The following is a 15636-nucleotide window of genomic DNA, read 5'->3' on the forward strand; positions in this document are numbered from 1 at the left end:
AGCCGCGTATTGGCTACTGCGAAGATTGGTCGAGTGCGTACTGGTCCTCTTGCCGACTATCGGGTCGAACTCAGCGAGGAACCGCATGGAAAAATATGTGGGTCTCTGGACGGCTACCCGCGCTACGCATCTACCCTGTGGGACCTTGTAGCTCGCTCAGTTGCGGTCGCGCTGACAGGGAAGGAGGAACTGCCTCCACGCCCACAACAACTCGATGTACCCATACGCACCTCCTTCGGTAACACGCCGTACGTGCGGCTTCGGGAGATACCGGAGCCTGCGCGAACCCTGTTCCAAGAACGCATGGCTCATTCGACACGTCCCGTAATTGAAGAAGACCCACAACCCATGGACTGCGTCTACGCATGGGATTGGACCGATTTTTTAGCTGGACGTAGATAGTGCCATCGACATTGACCAGGCGGCTCTAACATGAATTGGCTAACGCGTTTCGCTTCATCGCAGAAGAACATCGATGGTGTTGCGAAATGGTTCGGCGGGGCCATCGCCTTACTCGGCTTGGTCCTCGTTCTCGTGATACTGGTCCCCAAGGTTTTTAAATGAAAGCAATCGCTTGGAGTTATGGCGATTTCCAGAGGACGCTGCAGTCAGGACTCTGCTCCGACGCGGTACCCAAGTCTTTGCACGTGGTAGGAGCGACATGGCATCCGTACCGACCGAGGCATGAGATGAAGCAGCTCAACCCCTTTTCGAAATGGCTCCTCCGCTTCACCTCGTCGCAAAGGAACGTTGACCGCGTGACGATTTGGCTAGGTGGGGGTGTCTCATTGCTCTGCATGGTGTGCGCTGTCGCATTCGTCATCTACATGCTAGTCCGTTGAGGGGAACATGAACGTCAGGGAAGCAGCCAGATACCTTTTCGTAAGCCATCCGCACGTTCGGGTTCTCGTTGAGCGTGGCGCTCTGACGGGCACTCCCACTGAAAGCGGCGATTACGAAATCGACGAAGTATCCGTTGAGAAATACGCGGCGGATAGGAAGCGCGCCGCCAAAGAATATCTCGATTCGCAAACCGAAGACAATGACCCACTCGGCCTATGAGGTCGCACTCGCTATCCGAACCCAGCGTCCGAACCGGCTGACAATTATGAAATGGCTATTTCGGTTTGCATCGTCGCAGAAAAATGTTGATTGCGTCGTCCTGTGGGTCGGCCGGTTTGCCGAGGTACTCGGGCTGATAGCTGGCATCGTCCTAGTGGTCGCAATCATTCGGAGATAACACGCCTTTACCGAACATCTCGCAGGAATCGTTTTTAGGAAACCTAGATGCCAGCATACGACGAAGACTTCTACGCATGGGCGCACGAACAAATTCGATTTCTACGGGAACGTCGCATTGACCTCCTGGACATCGAACACCTTACAGGTGAGCTTGACAAAGTTGCGAAGGCAAAACTACACGTGCTTGTTGACCGGACGGTCAAACTTCTGGTGCATCTATTTAGGTGGCGATACCTGCCCACCGAGCGCACTGATGGTCTGAGGGCAATGATTGAGGCAGAGCGGTCATCGGTCCTTGAGGGGCTGCGGGAGTCTCCTAGCTTTAGCAACACCACGGACGAACCCAGAAACTATCAGTTGGTATGGGACAAGGCGCTTTCTGAAGTTACGACCGAGAACCAACGAGACTACTTTCCAGATGAGTGTCCATGGTCGATTGACGACGTGTTGTCTCGAGGCTGGCTGCCCGCTGTGGACGAGTCAGGAACCGGCGGTTGAACTTCTATTTCGGGTCGGCTATTCGGCAATGCTGTAGATAGTGTCGTCCACGGAGTTTATATGCCAGCCTTCGATGAAGACGTCTATGCCTGGGCTTTTGAACAAGCTCGATTTTTGCGGGAAGGTCGGTTTGACCTCCTCGACATCGAGCACTTGGCCGATGAAATTGAAAATGTCGCGAAGGAAGAAGTTCGCGAGCTCATCAAACGAATGTCGGTCCTGCTCGCCAGCTTGCTCAAGTGGAGCTATCTGCCCGCAGAACGAAGTAGCAGTCGCTCGGCACGGGTTGAAGCACAACGGCTGGATGTTGCTGACATTCTGGATGACTCTCCGAGCCTGCGCGCCGAGATTGACGAGCTCGGCACGGCGCAGGTGATATGGGCCGACGCTCTCGCTCATGCGGCAACCGGACCAAGACTAGCTTGGCTGCCATCGGAATGTCCATGGCCAATCGACGAGGTTCTTTCTGAGGGCTGGTTGCCAGCCAACACCTCGAAGCTTCGCCAAGTGGACCTGAGGTTCATGGCGTTCAACATGGACGCTACATATATGCGCGTTGGCGGAAAAAGTGGTTCCCGCATCCGCTACCACCGCATTAATGTTGGGCGACCCAACAAAGGCCTCAACGATAAAGCAGGGGCGATAATTTCGCGTATGGCACTGATGATTTGCATGCTCGCGCCCGATGTGGTGGACACGATTCTCACCATGCCATCTGGGCCGCTCGGCCGTTTGGTCAAAGCGAAAGTTGGTCGCGCACGAACACCGAAACACACTCGAGGATTGGTCAAACGTCGTCCAGCAAGTACTGTCTTTCGTATCCGGGACAATCAGCGCTGACGGACCAATCCGCTTCAATGCCGGATATCAACTCATCGTGAAACGTGCGATATCAACGAAGGAGGCGAAGTGACCCAAGTCTTTGCATGGGGCTATGTGGGGTGGATGACGCAGCGGGCCTCGGGCTATTCGCTGTCAGGGTACATCGACGGCCGGGAATTTGACGTTGTCACGGACCTGCCGCAAGAGGCTGAGAGGGCATTCGCTCGCGCAGCACGTTCGGCGTGGTTGCGCCGCAAAGTTCGGGTCCTTCAGGATCTACCCGCTCGGGGATCTCCGCCCATTAATTCGCTGGATACCTACCATGAAGTCTCTCTCAGAATGATCTTCATGGCTGTCGTGACCGCGTTATGGAGCCGTGTATTCCGGTGACCGAATAAACAGCATGTTGGTTGGAAGTGGTAGGTGTCTCTACGCTGTAGTCAATATGCGCGATTCACTACCGCATCTCGATACATGCGAGCTACGCCGGTCCCTAATCTTTCGACAGTGATTCCTCGCTGCCCCTGCGTAAGACGATATAGACCGTTGAGCGCTTCTTCGCCGCAGCGGTACCCGTCGCGCTCCGCGTATTCGACTTGCTTTTGTAGCCCCTTTTGAGAAAGTATCTTCGAAATCAAGAGGAATGCTGCATCCGCGTTCGTCGGACGCTCGGATTCGGGTAATGCCAGTAACATCTCAGCGTTGGCCTCGTCGAAAGCGTTCATGAATATGGTTTCCTCGAGTTCCTTCAAGACGGTGTTCGGGCGCTTTCCAGACTGGTCAAGAATCTGTCGCCAGCTAGGAAACCTGCGCGATACGCCATCGGCGACAGTCTCAATTTTGAGGTCCCGCCAGAACCTCGGGTGGCGTCGATAAGCGTATTCGATGGCGAGGAAAAGATTGCTTGCGTTCAAATGCGATTCGTCGAACTTGCAATCGACGACGTAACTGAAAATGCCGGCAGCTGCTTGTGCGTAGAGCTCAACGGCAGCTTCGTCGTTATTGATGTTAGATTCGCTCATGTATCGGGTTGCTCGTAAAGATTAGGATAGGGCTGTTGCAGCCTGTCGACGCGGGCGTATAGGCGCGCCGAGTGCGCATGAAGCGGTTCAAAGGAAGAGTTGGGGCCGGGTGTCTAAATTGCAGGGCTACCGTCACACCGCAGTGTTCGGTCTGCATTCCAATTAATGAAAACGTGCGCGATCGTCGATCGCGCACGTTGAGCTTACAGTTCGTCCCTTCGTCCCAGCATGTCATCGAAAGTGATGTCACCGTGATGCAGCACAAACATCGTTACATCCAACTCGCACGATGCATTTCCATCAGTGACCTCGAGCAACGCTACTGCCATATTGTCGAACGTACTGCACGGAAATCCCAACAGACCATGTTCAGGTTCAAGTTCCTCGAACGCAGGCTTGTCCGGACCAGTGATGATGTCGACGAGCAGATTGCGAGGCCGTTCGGATTCGCTCATATTCCGCCGTGCGAGAGTCGTTCCAGTTTTCACAGTCTCTGCCAAAGCATGCAGCCAATCGTCTAGCATCGAGCTACAGAACGCTTTTGCATGGTCTTCGGCGAACTCGGAAGTAAAGTGCAGATTACCGGGTTCCGAGAAGTGGACGACTTTTTCGTAATACTCCCAGAACTCCTTCTCCAGTGAGGCGCGGTTGTATCCTGCACAACCGAGTCGTCGACGGAGAGTATCGGCCGTTATCGAGTAAACGTACTCCGTGTCTACTAGCCCAGCGTCTAGCTTGTCGATGGGCTTGCCATGTATGAGCGGATTCCGCTGGTCTCTTCGCCGACACCTGATGATCCTTTCCTCTGGTCTGAAGCGCCACCGGTTGTAGCGGTTGACGGTACTGATAATCGGATACTCGCCGATAGTTGTATGTACGATGCATTCCATGTGATTTCCTTTATGCAATTATCGAAAGATCTTCGACTGGCTGACGCATGTCACTGATTTTTCACGGCCCGTAAGCTAGCGCGTGCGGTCGAAGCATTGAAGCGTTGCCCAGGCGCTTGACGGTTCTGGGTGCCATGCGAACTGAAGGCCTGAGCGGTGCTAAATGTCTTCCGGCTCGTAACAGCGCGTCTTTCGAAGCCTCATATCATTGAATGTCGTATCGCCCTCGTATTGAACAAAATCAGACACCTCTTGCTCGCACACAGCGTTGCCAAGTGTCACCTCCAACAACGCGACCGCCATGTTATCGAGCGAACTGCACGGGAAGCCGAAAAGGCAATGATGGGCCATCAGGTCCAACGTGGGCGGCTGGTCGGGACCAGTGATGATGTCCACTAAAATGTTCTTGGGCTCTTGTACCTCTCGAGCACCGCGGCGAATGCGACTCACACCAGACTTGACGGTCTCCGCAAGAGCTTCAAGCCAATCATCAAGCGTGGCAGCGCGGAATGCTTCGGCGCGAGCGCCGGCCGTTTCTGGGTTGTGATCGATGAACACGCTCCCGGAAGACTGGCAGGCGGCGTCGTAGTACCTCTGGTATTCTTGCTCCAACGTCGTACGGGTAAAGCTTGCACGCCCGAGCCGCCGGCGAAGGATGTCGGCAGTCGTGGAGTAAGCGAAATCTATCTCCGGCTGCTGGGCCTCTATTTCAGTCCTTGGCATGCCTTGGATGTGGGGATTGCGCTGGTCCTTTCTTCGTGACCGGATGATTCTGTCCTCCAGTGTGAAGTGCTGCCATACGCTGTAGGAGCGCCTCATTACGGTCAACGGATAGCCGCCGATAGTGATGGTTGAGCTGCAAGTCATGTAAGTGACCTCTTCGAATATTGAGTTTGTCTTTGTCTGAGAACGATCCGGCGGATCGACCCCACTGCCTACGGGTGCAGGACCCCTCCGTATAGAAAGACGGGGGCGGGATGAAGCGAGCGGAATTGGGACTTTTTATCGAAGCGTTTCGGAGACGCGCGAAATCTGGCTTATGCGATTGGCCTTTTTTAAGCAAAATAATTTCAATGCAAAAATGCCACGCATTGCGTGGCGTGCCTCAGTCGGTGCAGGTGCGACGCTAACGTGGCCACTTCCGGCCGCCACTCGACCGAAAATGAGGCCGAAACGTAAGTTCTTTGTGAGCGCAATGGCCCGGCAAAAAAGTTCTTTCGAGGCGTCCGTCGGCACGGAGCCAACGACAAAATTGCGCGGATGCTAACAAACTCGCCATGCCTCCGGACCTGATACGCGGGCATGCTGTTTTGCAGGCGTCGGAAGGCTATCTCCCGGGGTGCATGGGGCGGAGAGTTCGGCGCGGCGCCCTCGACAGAGTTCGCCCGCTGTCCGCGAAAGCCCCGCAGCACATTGGCCGGCCAGAGGTCGCCGGGTCGCCGACGGTTTCGAGCGTGCTATCTACCTTGTGGGCCCAGCGCGATCCTCACTGAGTTTTGCAAATACGCTCGGGTTGCATGCCTTAAAAAACGAAGGCCCAGAATTGTGATCAACTGACCCTTAATTTTCGGACAGATGCGGAACGGGGCGCGATCGACCACGGCGTGATGGTCGTATCTCGACTCCACCGAAATCCGACAGTTGAGGATCATTTCCCGGATGCCCGGCGATCGGGAAGGGTGACGGCTTCAGAACCGCGACGAGGAATAGGCAATGAATGCGTATTCCGGCTGAGCGTGACCAGTGATTCCGGATTATCGTGACCGGTGATTCCGGCATCGTGACCGGCATTTCCGGCTGATCGTGACCGGTCTTTCCGGCGATCGTGACCGGCCCGCTGACGAGTCATGCGCCGCCGATTTCGCGGTGTCTGCCTCGCGGTGATCGGCGTGGAGATGTTGCGTATTGTTCAACCCCGGTTGTGGATAACCTTTCCCGTTTTTACACGGAGAAGCAATGCCCACACCCCCAATGACGATACGCATGATCAAAGACGTGTTACGACTCAAGCACGAGTCCCAGTTCTCCCACGCCCGCATCGCGGCGGCGCTGCAAATTTCCAAAGGGGTTGTCTCCAAGTATGTGTCGCTCGCGGCAAACGCCGGGCTGACATGGGACGAGCTACGTGAACTGGACGAAGTGGCCATTGCAGCGCGTCTGCTGCCGGGCTCGCGCAGCAGCGCCTACGTGTCGCCGGACTATGCACGCATACACCAGGAACTGCGTCGCAAGGGCGTCACGCTGACTTTGCTGTGGCAGGAATATGTCGACGCCCACCCCGCCGGCAAGACCTACCGCCACACGCAGTTCTGCGAGCACTACCACACCTGGGCGAAGAGTCTGAAGCGCTCGATGCGCCAGGTCCACAAGGCCGGCGAGAAGCTGTTTGTCGACTATGCTGGCCCGACCATCGCGGTGGCCGATGGCACGCGCGCCCATGTGTTCGTCGCCGCATTGGGCGCATCGAGCTACACCTTCGCCTGCGCTACGCCGCGCGAGACGATGGTTGACTGGATCGGCTCAATGGTGCGCGCACTGAGTTTCATTGGCGGTGTCCCCGAACTGGTCATCCCAGATAATCCGCGGGCCCTGATTGCCAACGCCGACCGTTATGAGCCGCGCGCCAACGACACTGTGCTCGACTTCGCGCGTCACTACGGTACCTCGGTGCTCCCGGCCCGGGCGCGGCGGCCGCAGGACAAAGCCAAGGTCGAAGTTGCGGTCCAGGTCGTTGAACGCTGGATCATGGCGCGACTGCGCCATCAGCGTTTCGAGACGGTGCACGCGGTCGATCGCGCGATTGCCGCGCTGTTGCCCACACTGAATGACCGACCCTTCCAGAAGCTGCCGGGCAGCCGCACCAGCGCCTTCACTGCACTGGACGCCCCGGCGCTGCGTCCGTTGCCGGCGATTCCCTATGAGATCGCCCAGTTCCGCACCGTCAAGGTTCATGTTGACCACCACGTCGAGATCAACAAGCATCGCTATAGCGTGCCGCACGCGCTGGTCGGCCAGACGCTGGACGCCCGCATCACCGCGCACACCGTCGAGCTGCTGCATCGCGGCCAACGCGTTGCGGCCCATCTGCGCGCGAGTGCCGGCGGCTTCACTACCGTGGCCGAGCACATGCCCGCCGCTCACCGCGCTCACCTCGAGTGGTCGCCGCAGCGGCTCGTCCACTGGGGCCAGCAGATCGGCAGCGCCACCGGTGCCGTCGTGCGCCGCCTGCTCGAACAGTACAAGCATCCCGAGCACGGCTATCGATCCTGTTTAGGTTTGCTGAGTTTAGCAAAGCGTTATGGCAACGATCGTCTCGAAGCCGCCTGCGCACTCGCTCTGGAACTGGGCGCGTATCAGTATCGCCACGTCCGCAGCGTACTTGAAACCGACCGCGACCGGCTCGCCGCTGCGGCCCCCACCGAGTGGACCAGTCCGGATCACGCACATCTCCGCGGTCCTGGCTACTACCAGTGATGCCGCCGCTCACCGGGCTGCGCATAGTCTGACCAGCGACTGACCTTCTGGTCACCGTCAACGGTGTGCTACGCCGGGCTGCACCCACCCTTGACTCCGCCTTCCCGCCCGGCGCCAATGATCAGGAACTCAACCCCATGATGACCCATACCACGCTCGCCCAACTGCGCTCGCTCAAGCTCGATGGCTTCGCCGCGGCCCTCGAAGAACAGCTCGCCCAGCCCGCCGCCAGCGCGCTCGCCTTTGAGGAGCGCCTGGCCTTGCTGATCGACCGTGAGCTGCACTGGCGCAACGACCGCAAGCTTGCCCGCCTGTTGCAGCGTGCCCGCCTCAAGTATCCCCAGGCTGCCGTCGAAGACCTCGATACCCGACCGGGTCGTGGCATCGATCGCAAACAGATCACCAGCCTGGTGCTGTCCGACTGGATCGCTACCGGCCACACCGTGCTCGTGGGTGGCCCGACTGGTGTCGGCAAGACCTGGCTTGCCTGCGCACTGGCCCAATACGCCTGCCGCCGCGGTCATTCCGTCGCCTACCTGCGCGTGCCCCGGCTCGCCGAGGAACTGCGCATCCTGCATGGCAGCGGCGGCTTCGGCAAATGGCTCCTGCAGATGGCCAAAACCGATCTGATCGTGCTGGACGACTGGGCCGTCGCTCCGCTGGATGCCAGCACACGTAATGATTTGCTTGAGCTCATCGACGACCGCGGCAGCACTCGTGGCATCCTCATCACCGCCCAACTACCCGTCGAGCATTGGCACGCCTGGATCGGGGACCCCACCATCGCCGATGCCATTCTTGATCGGCTGATGCACCGCATTCACCGCATCACGCTGGCCGGCGAGTCATTAAGAAAGACTGCTCAAAAAGCAGGCATCACGTCCAAAGCCGGCGACGCCGTGTAGCCCATCAGGATAGAATTCGTTCCACGCAACACCTCCCGCCGACCGCCGGTCACGATCGCCGGAATTGCCGGTCACGATCAACCGGAAACCGCGGTCACGAAAAAACGGAATCGCCGGTCACGATGCCGGAAATGCCGGTCACGATCGCCGGAATACGCACAATGAACAAGCAGGACCTGGTGGATGCGGTCGCTGACCGCCATGCATTCCACCTTTAGCGGACAGGATAGTCCCGCCCCAAGGTCTCGGCGAGAAACGCCGCCACCTTTTGCATCCGGGGGACGCGCAGAAGGTATCGATGCACGCTGAGGTAGACATCTCGACGTACGTCGACCTGCCCTTCGAGAACCTGCACAAGTCCGAACCGTTGAGCTCTGGAGAACGCCGGCAGCATGACAAGACCGGCGCCGGAGGCTGCCGCGAACAACTGGGCCAGCATACTGCTTGAGTAAAACCCAATCGGTGGATCGACGATCACATCGTCGAGCCATCGGACAGCTTCTAGCTCTATCAGATCGCGGATATAACCGACGAAGCGGTGACGCTGCAAATCCGCTACCGACTCCGGCACACCATATTCGCGCAGATAGTCGGGGTGGGCGTAGAGGTGCAGCGGAAATTGGCCGATCCGCCTTATTTCGAGGTTGAGTCCACTCGGCTCGAAGAACCCCAGAAACAGGTCCGCTTCCCGATGAGAGATTTGAACGTCGTGCGGCGACGTGACGAGCTCTATCGCAATCGACGGATGCCGGCGCTTCAGTTCGACGAACTGCTCGCTGAGATACAGCGACGCGATCCCTTCCATGGTCGCAATCCGCACATGGCCGCTCAGGCCCGGGGGATCGGCGTTTAGCGTGTCGCCCAACGCCAGCACGTTAGCTTCGATCGCTTCGACGTACGCAAGTATGTCACGGCCTTGCGCGTTCAACCGGTAGCCCGCTCGGTCTCGCTCGAAAACGGGCGTCTTCAGCGCGTATTCCAGCGCTGAAATGCGTCGCCCGACGGTCGCGTGGTCGATTCCGAGGGTCCGGCCTGCTTTTGAAAGGTTTCCGGTACGGGCAACGGCAAGAAAAACGCGTAAATCACTCCAACTAAGTTGGCTCAAATTCATTTCGGGACTTCCGGAGAGTAGGGCACCTTGAGGGTGTGCATTTTTGCACAGGGCGTTGAATATTTTCGAATTCCACCGGAACGGCGGCGCTTTTACACTCGGCCCCACGCTTTACCCTGCGCCTACCGCGCGTCACGCTGCGCCCATACTCGACGGGAAGAAATCGATGAACGACGTTGGTATCGACTGGGATTCCATATTCAGAAGCGAGCCGTTCCGGCGACTGGCACGAAAGCGGCGCAGGACGGTTATCGCGCTTGGATTGCTGGCGGCAATCTACTACTTTTCCATCCCCGCGCTGATGTCGTGGATGCCTGAATTCTTCAAGTTCAGGCTGGCAGCCGGTATCAATGTGGGAACCCTGTTCGCGATTTCACAATATCCGTTCGGTGGCTTTATCGTGTACGCGTTTCTACGGCGCAGCGCTACGCTCGATTACGCAGCAGCGACGTTGTTGCGCTCTCAGCCGGCCATCGCGCGGCAGGAGAAAGCCGGTGCATTCTAAATTTAGATTTGGCGCCGCCAGCGCGGTCATTTTTGCCGCAACTTCCGCCAGCGCTGAGCCGGTTGCCAATGTTGCTATCACTCACCATGGGCTGACCTTTCTCGTTTTTAGCCTTGTCATCGGCTCGACGTTGCTGATCACGTGGTTCGCTTCCCGCCGCAACCAGACGGCTGGCGATTTTTATACGGCGGGCGGGGCAATCAGTCCCGTGAAGAACGGACTCGCGATTGCAGGCGACTATCTATCGGCGGCGGCGTTCCTCGGCGCATCCGGCTTGATCGCGCTGTACGGCTTCGACGGCGTCATCTATCTGATCGGGTTCTTCGCGTCCTTTATCCCTGTGCTGCTGTTCATCGCCGAGCCGTGTCGTAACCTCGGGCGCTACACGATTGGTGACGTGCTCGCGATGCGCAATGGCTTCCGTTCGACGAAAGCGGTGTCCGCGGTATCAAACGTTGTGGTGGTGCTGGCCTACATGATCCCGCAGATTGTCGGCGGAGCGGACATCGTTCGTGCGCTAGTCGGAATCGACTACACCGTTTCAGTGATTGGCGTCGGCGCCTTGATGCTCATCTATGTCGCTTGCGGCGGTATGCGCGCGACAACCTGGGTTCAGGTGATCAAGGCGGTTCTGTTGATTGGCGCGTCGTTCATTCTTGTCGTGCTTGCGTGGCTGCCGTTCGGGTTCCGGGTGCCGGCCTTCATGAACGCGGTGGTGCAGAGTCCTTTCGTGCAAGCGCATGTGGCAACCATGGCCCAGGGTGCGTCATTGCACGGCGACGAACTCGGGTGGCGGTTTCTTGAACCCGGGCTGTACCTGAAAAAGCCACTGGAACTGCTCTCGCTCGGCCTCGCGCTGGTACTCGGGACGGCTGCGATGCCGCACATCCTGATGCGTTTCTTCACGGTCAACGATGCGCGGGCTGCACGCCACTCGGTTATGTGGGCGATGCTGGGTATCGCCGCCTGTCACCTGTGCATCGTCGTCATAGGTTTTTCCGCCGCCTATTTTGTGGGCGCTCCGCTGATCTTGTCGGTAGAAAAGGGCGGCAATCTCGCGGCGCCCCTCCTGGCCCAGGCATTGACGGGCGGACCGCACAGCGTCGGTGGAGACCTTATGCTGGCCTTTATCGCAGCAGTGGCCTTCGCCACGATCGTTGCGGTGGTTGCCGGTCTCACGCTCGCAGCGGCTTCGTCGCTCGCTCACGACCTGTATGTTGGAGCGGTCCGAGGCGGTCAGGCCACCGAGCGTCAGCAGGTGTCCGCCGCGCGGACCGCGACGCTCTTTGTCGGTGTGGTTGCTATTTCGGTGAGTATCCTCGCTCGCGGCCAGAACGTGGCACAACTGGTGGGACTTGGTTACGCGGTGGCCGCTTCGGCCAACCTGCCGGCGCTGGTCCTGACGCTGTACTGGAAACGATGTACGACGCAAGGCGTGCTCGTTGGCATCATCGGCGGAACGCTGGCCGCGATCTTTCTTGTCCTCGTTTCGCCCAACATGACGTACCCGGCCATCGTCCGGCAGGCGGCCATTGATCGCATGGCGGCGATCGATACGCGCCTGTCCAGAACGCAGGATTTCTCCGAGCGCCAGACACTCATCGCCGAACGAGTGGTTGATTTTGCGACTGCGCGCGCTATCGCGCCCGAGGCAACCAGCATCGTAGGTCTTCGCGCTCCGCTGATCAGTCTGCGCAATCCGGGGATTATATCGATCCCCATTGGATTCCTGCTGGTTTTCCTTGTATCCCTGTTTACCCGCGACCCGACGGCTTCGTCGCGTTGGACTGAACTCGTCGTGCGCAGGGAGACCGGTTACGGCGCCACCGCGGCTATCGATCATTAAACGTACTGGAAAGCACAACCATGTCTTACCTTCCCATTGTCAAAGTGGCCGCAGCGCACGTAGCGCCGGTGTTTCTGAACAAGCGTGCCACGGTGGCCAAAGCGATCTCGTTGATCCGCGAAGCGAGTCGTCATGGCGCACAACTTGTCGCGTTTCCCGAATCTTTCATCCCTGCCTTTCCGGTGTGGGCATCGCTATGGGCACCGATCGACAACCATGACCTGTTCGAGAAGCTGGTGCAAGAAAGCATCTTTGCGGACGGCCCCGAGATCGCGGAAATCGCGGCTGAGGCGGCCCGCAGTGGTGTGTTTGTTTCGCTCGGTTTCAGCGAACGCTCGCATGCGAGCGTAGGGTGTCTGTGGAATTCGACCGTGCTGATTGACGACCGCGGCACCATCGTCAATCACCATCGAAAGCTCGTGCCCACGTTTTACGAAAAGCTCGTTTGGGCCGCTGGCGACGGCGCGGGACTGCGCGTCGTAGAGACGCCGATTGGTCGCATCGGCGGTCTTATCTGCGGTGAGAATACGAATCCGCTTGCGCGCTATTCGCTGATCGCGCAAGGTGAGCAGATCCACATTTCCAGCTGGCCGGCGCTTTGGCCGACTCGCCGGCCGTCCACGGGGGGCAACTTCGACAACGTGGCAGCCAACCGCCTGCGCGCCGGCGCCCATTCATTCGAGGCGAAGGCATTCGGCATCATTTCCGCCGGCTACATGGACGCCGGAATGCGTGATTATCTCGCCGCTCGTGATCCGGCTGCCGCAGCCGTCCTTGATGACTCGCCGCGGGCAGCGTCCATGTTCGTCGATCCTACCGGTGCGCCAATCGGCGACACGGTGAGAGACGAAGAAGGCATCGCTTATGCCGAGTTCGATCTCAACCGGTGTGTTGAGCCGAAGCAGTTCCATGATGTCGTCGGCTATTACAACAGGTACGACGTGTTTGCGTTGACCGTGAACCGCGAGCGTCAGGAGCCAGTGACCTTTCGCGATGCACGTTCGCACTCAACCATCACCGCGCAAGGAGAAATCACCGGGGCCGGTGCCCGGCAACATGAAGTGCGGCCTGGCGATCGAGAAGTGAACTGACCAGCCAGAAGTACCTTCTGTGCCTGCTGCGAATTTGCGTGCACTGACGTGCCCCATCGATGAGACCGGTATAAATGAAGCAATTGACGTTGAATCAGAAGCTGTGGAGCATTCTGGCTCTAATTTGGTTCGGCCTTGGTGCGCTTGTCGTCGCGAGTGCCTGGATGAGCCGATCCGATATGCTCGAGCAGCGCAAGAACATGCTATCGCAGCAGGTAGATACCGCACTGGGCGTGATTTCCTATTACCAGAACAAGGTTGCCGACAAGACTCTTTCGATTGCCGACGCGAAGCATCAGGCGCTCGAAACTGTGCGTGGGCTGCGCTACGGTGTGGACCGTAGCGGCTACTTCGGCATATACGACTCGAATGTCATAGCCCTCCTTAATCCGGCTAAACCAGAAATTGAATCCAAGTCGAAGGTGGACCTGGTTGATTCGAATGGCACGCATCTCGCGGTCGACATTGTCAAAAGCTCGTCACCGGGCGGCAACCACTTCAGCGAATATGTGTGGCCGAAGTTCTCTGGCGCCCCGCCAGTACGCAAGATAGCATTCAGTGGCTATCTCCCTGACTGGGATTGGCACGTGTTCACAGGCGTATATGTGGATGACATCGACCATGTGTTCTACGCGACGTTGCTGCGCGATTTGTCGCTGACTGCGATCGTTCTCAGTGCGCTTTCAGGCGGGATGCTATTGCTGATTCGCAGTATCCGCTCGAGTCTCGGCGGCGAGCCGGACTACGCGGCGCATTTGTGCGAGCGGATTGCCTCCGGTGAGCTCAGCGTGAAGGTCGACCTTCGGGGTGGTGACACGACCAGCCTGATGGCATCACTGAAGGCCATGCGCGACAGCCTCTTGCGGATCGTGTCCGAAGTGCGCGAAACCGCAGAGGGGGTGGCGACCGCAAGTTCTCAAATTGCGCAAGGCAACCTGGATCTGTCAGGCCGCACGGAAGAGCAGGCAGCATCTCTGGAAGAAACAGCCTCGAGCATGGAAGAGTTGACCGCAGCGGTCAGTCATAACGCGGACAACGCGAAACACGCGATGACGATGGCGAGCACGGCATCAACCATCGCGCGGCGCGGCGGCGAAGTGGTCGGCCGCGTCGTAGAAACGATGCACGGAATCTCCGACAGCTCGGCCAAGGTTGCTGAGATTATCCGCGTGATCGAGAGCATCGCGTTTCAGACCAACATCCTTGCTCTGAACGCAGCAGTTGAAGCTGCGCGGGCCGGTGAGCAAGGGCGTGGATTCGCGGTCGTGGCAAGCGAGGTGCGCACGCTTGCCCAGCGCAGTGCGACGGCGGCCAAAGAAATCAAAGCCTTAATCGACGAATCGGTGAACCGGGTGGAGGCCGGCTCGAGGTTGGTTGAGGAAGCCGGCAGTACAATTGACGAAGTCGTCCTGTCGGTGCAGCGCGTGACGGACATCATGAGCGAAATCTCGTCGGCTTCGGAAGAGCAGCGTACCGGTATCGAGCAGGTCGATACGGCCGTCAGCCAGATGGACCAGATGACCCAGCGGAACGCCGCACTCGTCGAACAGGCCTCTGCGGCGGCGCAGTCAATGGCCCAGCAAGCAAACGGTTTGCGCGAAGCGGTGGCCTTCTTTAAGCTTGATGCGCGGGAGCCCTTGGCGTCATGAGTGATTACGCAGCTTGGCGAGCCGCCTCGGCTAGCACCGAAGGTCCGCACGTCATATTCACCTGCGTTGACGACGCCTGAGAGGGCGCTTCTGACTAGCCCAAACCATAAGCCCGTTCGCGCGACCAAGGTCTTCACGGGCAGTCTCAGGCCGAAAAGCGGCAGACGACATCTCGTGCGCGACCGTCGACCGATAACGGTCGGCCATCGCCTTGGCGCGACATTCATGCGCAGCTGTGGTCTAACTATGATGAATGGAGCCGTTTTGAAGTGGAATCCGGTCCACAACCAGCCGTTGGGTCTGACGACCTGTCGAACAGCCTTCCAGTCCAATATTCATTCTGCTCAAGCCATATGAACACAAGGTGACCATCTTGATGACGCGTGGGCCAATCGGCCTTGATGCGGCGCCACTGAAGCGAGACAAACTCTATCAGCAAGCTGCTTGCCCCTCTAAGTTCTCCCTTGATCATCCTACGCGGCGAACCAGCCCATGCCGAATCCAAGGGGTTGCCAGCTACGTCCACTTCCGAGCGCGCTTCGCCGATCACAAGCCTTGGGGTGCATACGCCAAACCGATGA

At 58.4% G+C, this 15636-nt stretch carries 13 protein-coding genes; 9 read left to right on the forward strand and 4 right to left on the reverse strand.

What is annotated here, in order from left to right:
* The first annotated feature begins 849 nt into the window (after window positions 1-849).
* The 3 genes from P3T40_RS22125 (at window position 850) to P3T40_RS22135 (ending at window position 2580) form a co-directional block, all read left to right on the forward strand.
* Window positions 850-1062: a hypothetical protein gene (locus P3T40_RS22125; protein WP_429269866.1), complete on the forward strand. Its 213-nt coding sequence runs from the start codon at window positions 850-852 to the stop codon at window positions 1060-1062.
* 225 nt (window positions 1063-1287) lie between these two features.
* Window positions 1288-1740 carry a DUF29 domain-containing protein gene (locus P3T40_RS22130; protein WP_429269867.1) on the forward strand — a complete coding sequence of 151 codons (453 nt, stop codon included), beginning with the start codon at window positions 1288-1290 and terminating at the stop codon, window positions 1738-1740.
* Between the two features lie 60 nt (window positions 1741-1800).
* Entirely contained in the window at window positions 1801-2580 is a 780-nt protein-coding gene (locus tag P3T40_RS22135; RefSeq protein ID WP_429269868.1) for a DUF29 domain-containing protein, read from the forward strand.
* Between the two features lie 422 nt (window positions 2581-3002).
* Here the strand turns inward: P3T40_RS22135 and P3T40_RS22140 are convergent, their stop codons facing one another.
* The 3 genes from P3T40_RS22140 to P3T40_RS22150 all read right to left on the reverse strand — a co-directional run bounded on the left by P3T40_RS22140 (window position 3003) and on the right by P3T40_RS22150 (window position 5341).
* Window positions 3003-3584, reverse strand: a complete 582-nt coding sequence (locus P3T40_RS22140; protein WP_429269869.1) for a hypothetical protein — start codon at window positions 3582-3584, stop codon at window positions 3003-3005.
* Window positions 3585-3787: 203 nt separating this feature from the next.
* Complete coding sequence (locus P3T40_RS22145; RefSeq protein ID WP_429269870.1) at window positions 3788-4474, reverse strand: HEPN/Toprim-associated domain-containing protein; 687 nt, start codon at window positions 4472-4474, stop codon at window positions 3788-3790.
* A gap of 159 nt (window positions 4475-4633) precedes the next feature.
* Window positions 4634-5341 (reverse strand): HEPN/Toprim-associated domain-containing protein, encoded by a 708-nt coding sequence (locus tag P3T40_RS22150; RefSeq protein ID WP_429269871.1) that lies wholly within the window; start codon window positions 5339-5341, stop codon window positions 4634-4636.
* A gap of 1089 nt (window positions 5342-6430) precedes the next feature.
* Between P3T40_RS22150 and istA the strand changes: the two genes are divergently transcribed.
* Entirely contained in the window at window positions 6431-7948 is a 1518-nt protein-coding gene (istA, locus tag P3T40_RS22155) for an IS21 family transposase (RefSeq protein WP_429269872.1), read from the forward strand.
* Between the two features lie 137 nt (window positions 7949-8085).
* Window positions 8086-8853 carry an IS21-like element helper ATPase IstB gene (gene istB, locus P3T40_RS22160; protein ID WP_429269873.1) on the forward strand — a complete coding sequence of 256 codons (768 nt, stop codon included), beginning with the start codon at window positions 8086-8088 and terminating at the stop codon, window positions 8851-8853.
* A 214-nt stretch (window positions 8854-9067) separates the two neighbouring features.
* Here istB and P3T40_RS22165 read toward each other — a convergent pair whose 3' ends face one another.
* On the reverse strand, window positions 9068-10072 hold the full coding sequence (locus tag P3T40_RS22165; RefSeq protein ID WP_429269874.1) for a LysR family transcriptional regulator: 1005 nt from the start codon (window positions 10070-10072) through the stop codon (window positions 9068-9070).
* Window positions 10073-10130: 58 nt separating this feature from the next.
* On the opposite strand from P3T40_RS22165, the gene P3T40_RS22170 reads away from it, so the two are divergent.
* The 4 genes from P3T40_RS22170 to P3T40_RS22185 all read left to right on the forward strand — a co-directional run bounded on the left by P3T40_RS22170 (window position 10131) and on the right by P3T40_RS22185 (window position 15055).
* Window positions 10131-10469 (forward strand): DUF485 domain-containing protein, encoded by a 339-nt coding sequence (locus P3T40_RS22170; RefSeq protein ID WP_429269875.1) that lies wholly within the window; start codon window positions 10131-10133, stop codon window positions 10467-10469.
* Window positions 10459-12315, forward strand: coding sequence for a solute symporter family protein (locus tag P3T40_RS22175; RefSeq protein ID WP_429269876.1), 1857 nt, complete (start codon window positions 10459-10461; stop codon window positions 12313-12315). Before P3T40_RS22170 ends, P3T40_RS22175 begins: the two co-directional genes overlap by 11 nt.
* Before the next feature lie 20 nt (window positions 12316-12335).
* Entirely contained in the window at window positions 12336-13406 is a 1071-nt protein-coding gene (locus P3T40_RS22180) for a carbon-nitrogen hydrolase family protein (RefSeq protein ID WP_429269877.1), read from the forward strand.
* 164 nt (window positions 13407-13570) lie between these two features.
* A complete protein-coding gene (locus P3T40_RS22185; RefSeq protein ID WP_429269878.1) occupies window positions 13571-15055 on the forward strand; it encodes a methyl-accepting chemotaxis protein in 1485 nt (494 codons plus the stop codon).
* Window positions 15056-15636: the final 581 nt, after the last annotated feature.

The organism is Paraburkholderia sp. EB58, from assembly GCF_050436665.1.
Lineage (GTDB): Bacteria > Pseudomonadota > Gammaproteobacteria > Burkholderiales > Burkholderiaceae > Paraburkholderia.

Coding starts and splice junctions, on each gene's coding strand:
- P3T40_RS22125 (WP_429269866.1), top strand. CDS start 850: ATGAACGTCAGGGAAGCAGCCAGATACCTTTTCGTAAGCCATCCGCAC.
- P3T40_RS22130 (WP_429269867.1), top strand. CDS start 1,288: ATGCCAGCATACGACGAAGACTTCTACGCATGGGCGCACGAACAAATT.
- P3T40_RS22135 (WP_429269868.1), top strand. CDS start 1,801: ATGCCAGCCTTCGATGAAGACGTCTATGCCTGGGCTTTTGAACAAGCT.
- P3T40_RS22140 (WP_429269869.1), bottom strand. CDS start 3,584: ATGAGCGAATCTAACATCAATAACGACGAAGCTGCCGTTGAGCTCTAC.
- P3T40_RS22145 (WP_429269870.1), bottom strand. CDS start 4,474: ATGGAATGCATCGTACATACAACTATCGGCGAGTATCCGATTATCAGT.
- P3T40_RS22150 (WP_429269871.1), bottom strand. CDS start 5,341: ATGACTTGCAGCTCAACCATCACTATCGGCGGCTATCCGTTGACCGTA.
- istA (WP_429269872.1), top strand. CDS start 6,431: ATGCCCACACCCCCAATGACGATACGCATGATCAAAGACGTGTTACGA.
- istB (WP_429269873.1), top strand. CDS start 8,086: ATGATGACCCATACCACGCTCGCCCAACTGCGCTCGCTCAAGCTCGAT.
- P3T40_RS22170 (WP_429269875.1), top strand. CDS start 10,131: ATGAACGACGTTGGTATCGACTGGGATTCCATATTCAGAAGCGAGCCG.
- P3T40_RS22180 (WP_429269877.1), top strand. CDS start 12,336: ATGTCTTACCTTCCCATTGTCAAAGTGGCCGCAGCGCACGTAGCGCCG.
- P3T40_RS22185 (WP_429269878.1), top strand. CDS start 13,571: ATGAGCCGATCCGATATGCTCGAGCAGCGCAAGAACATGCTATCGCAG.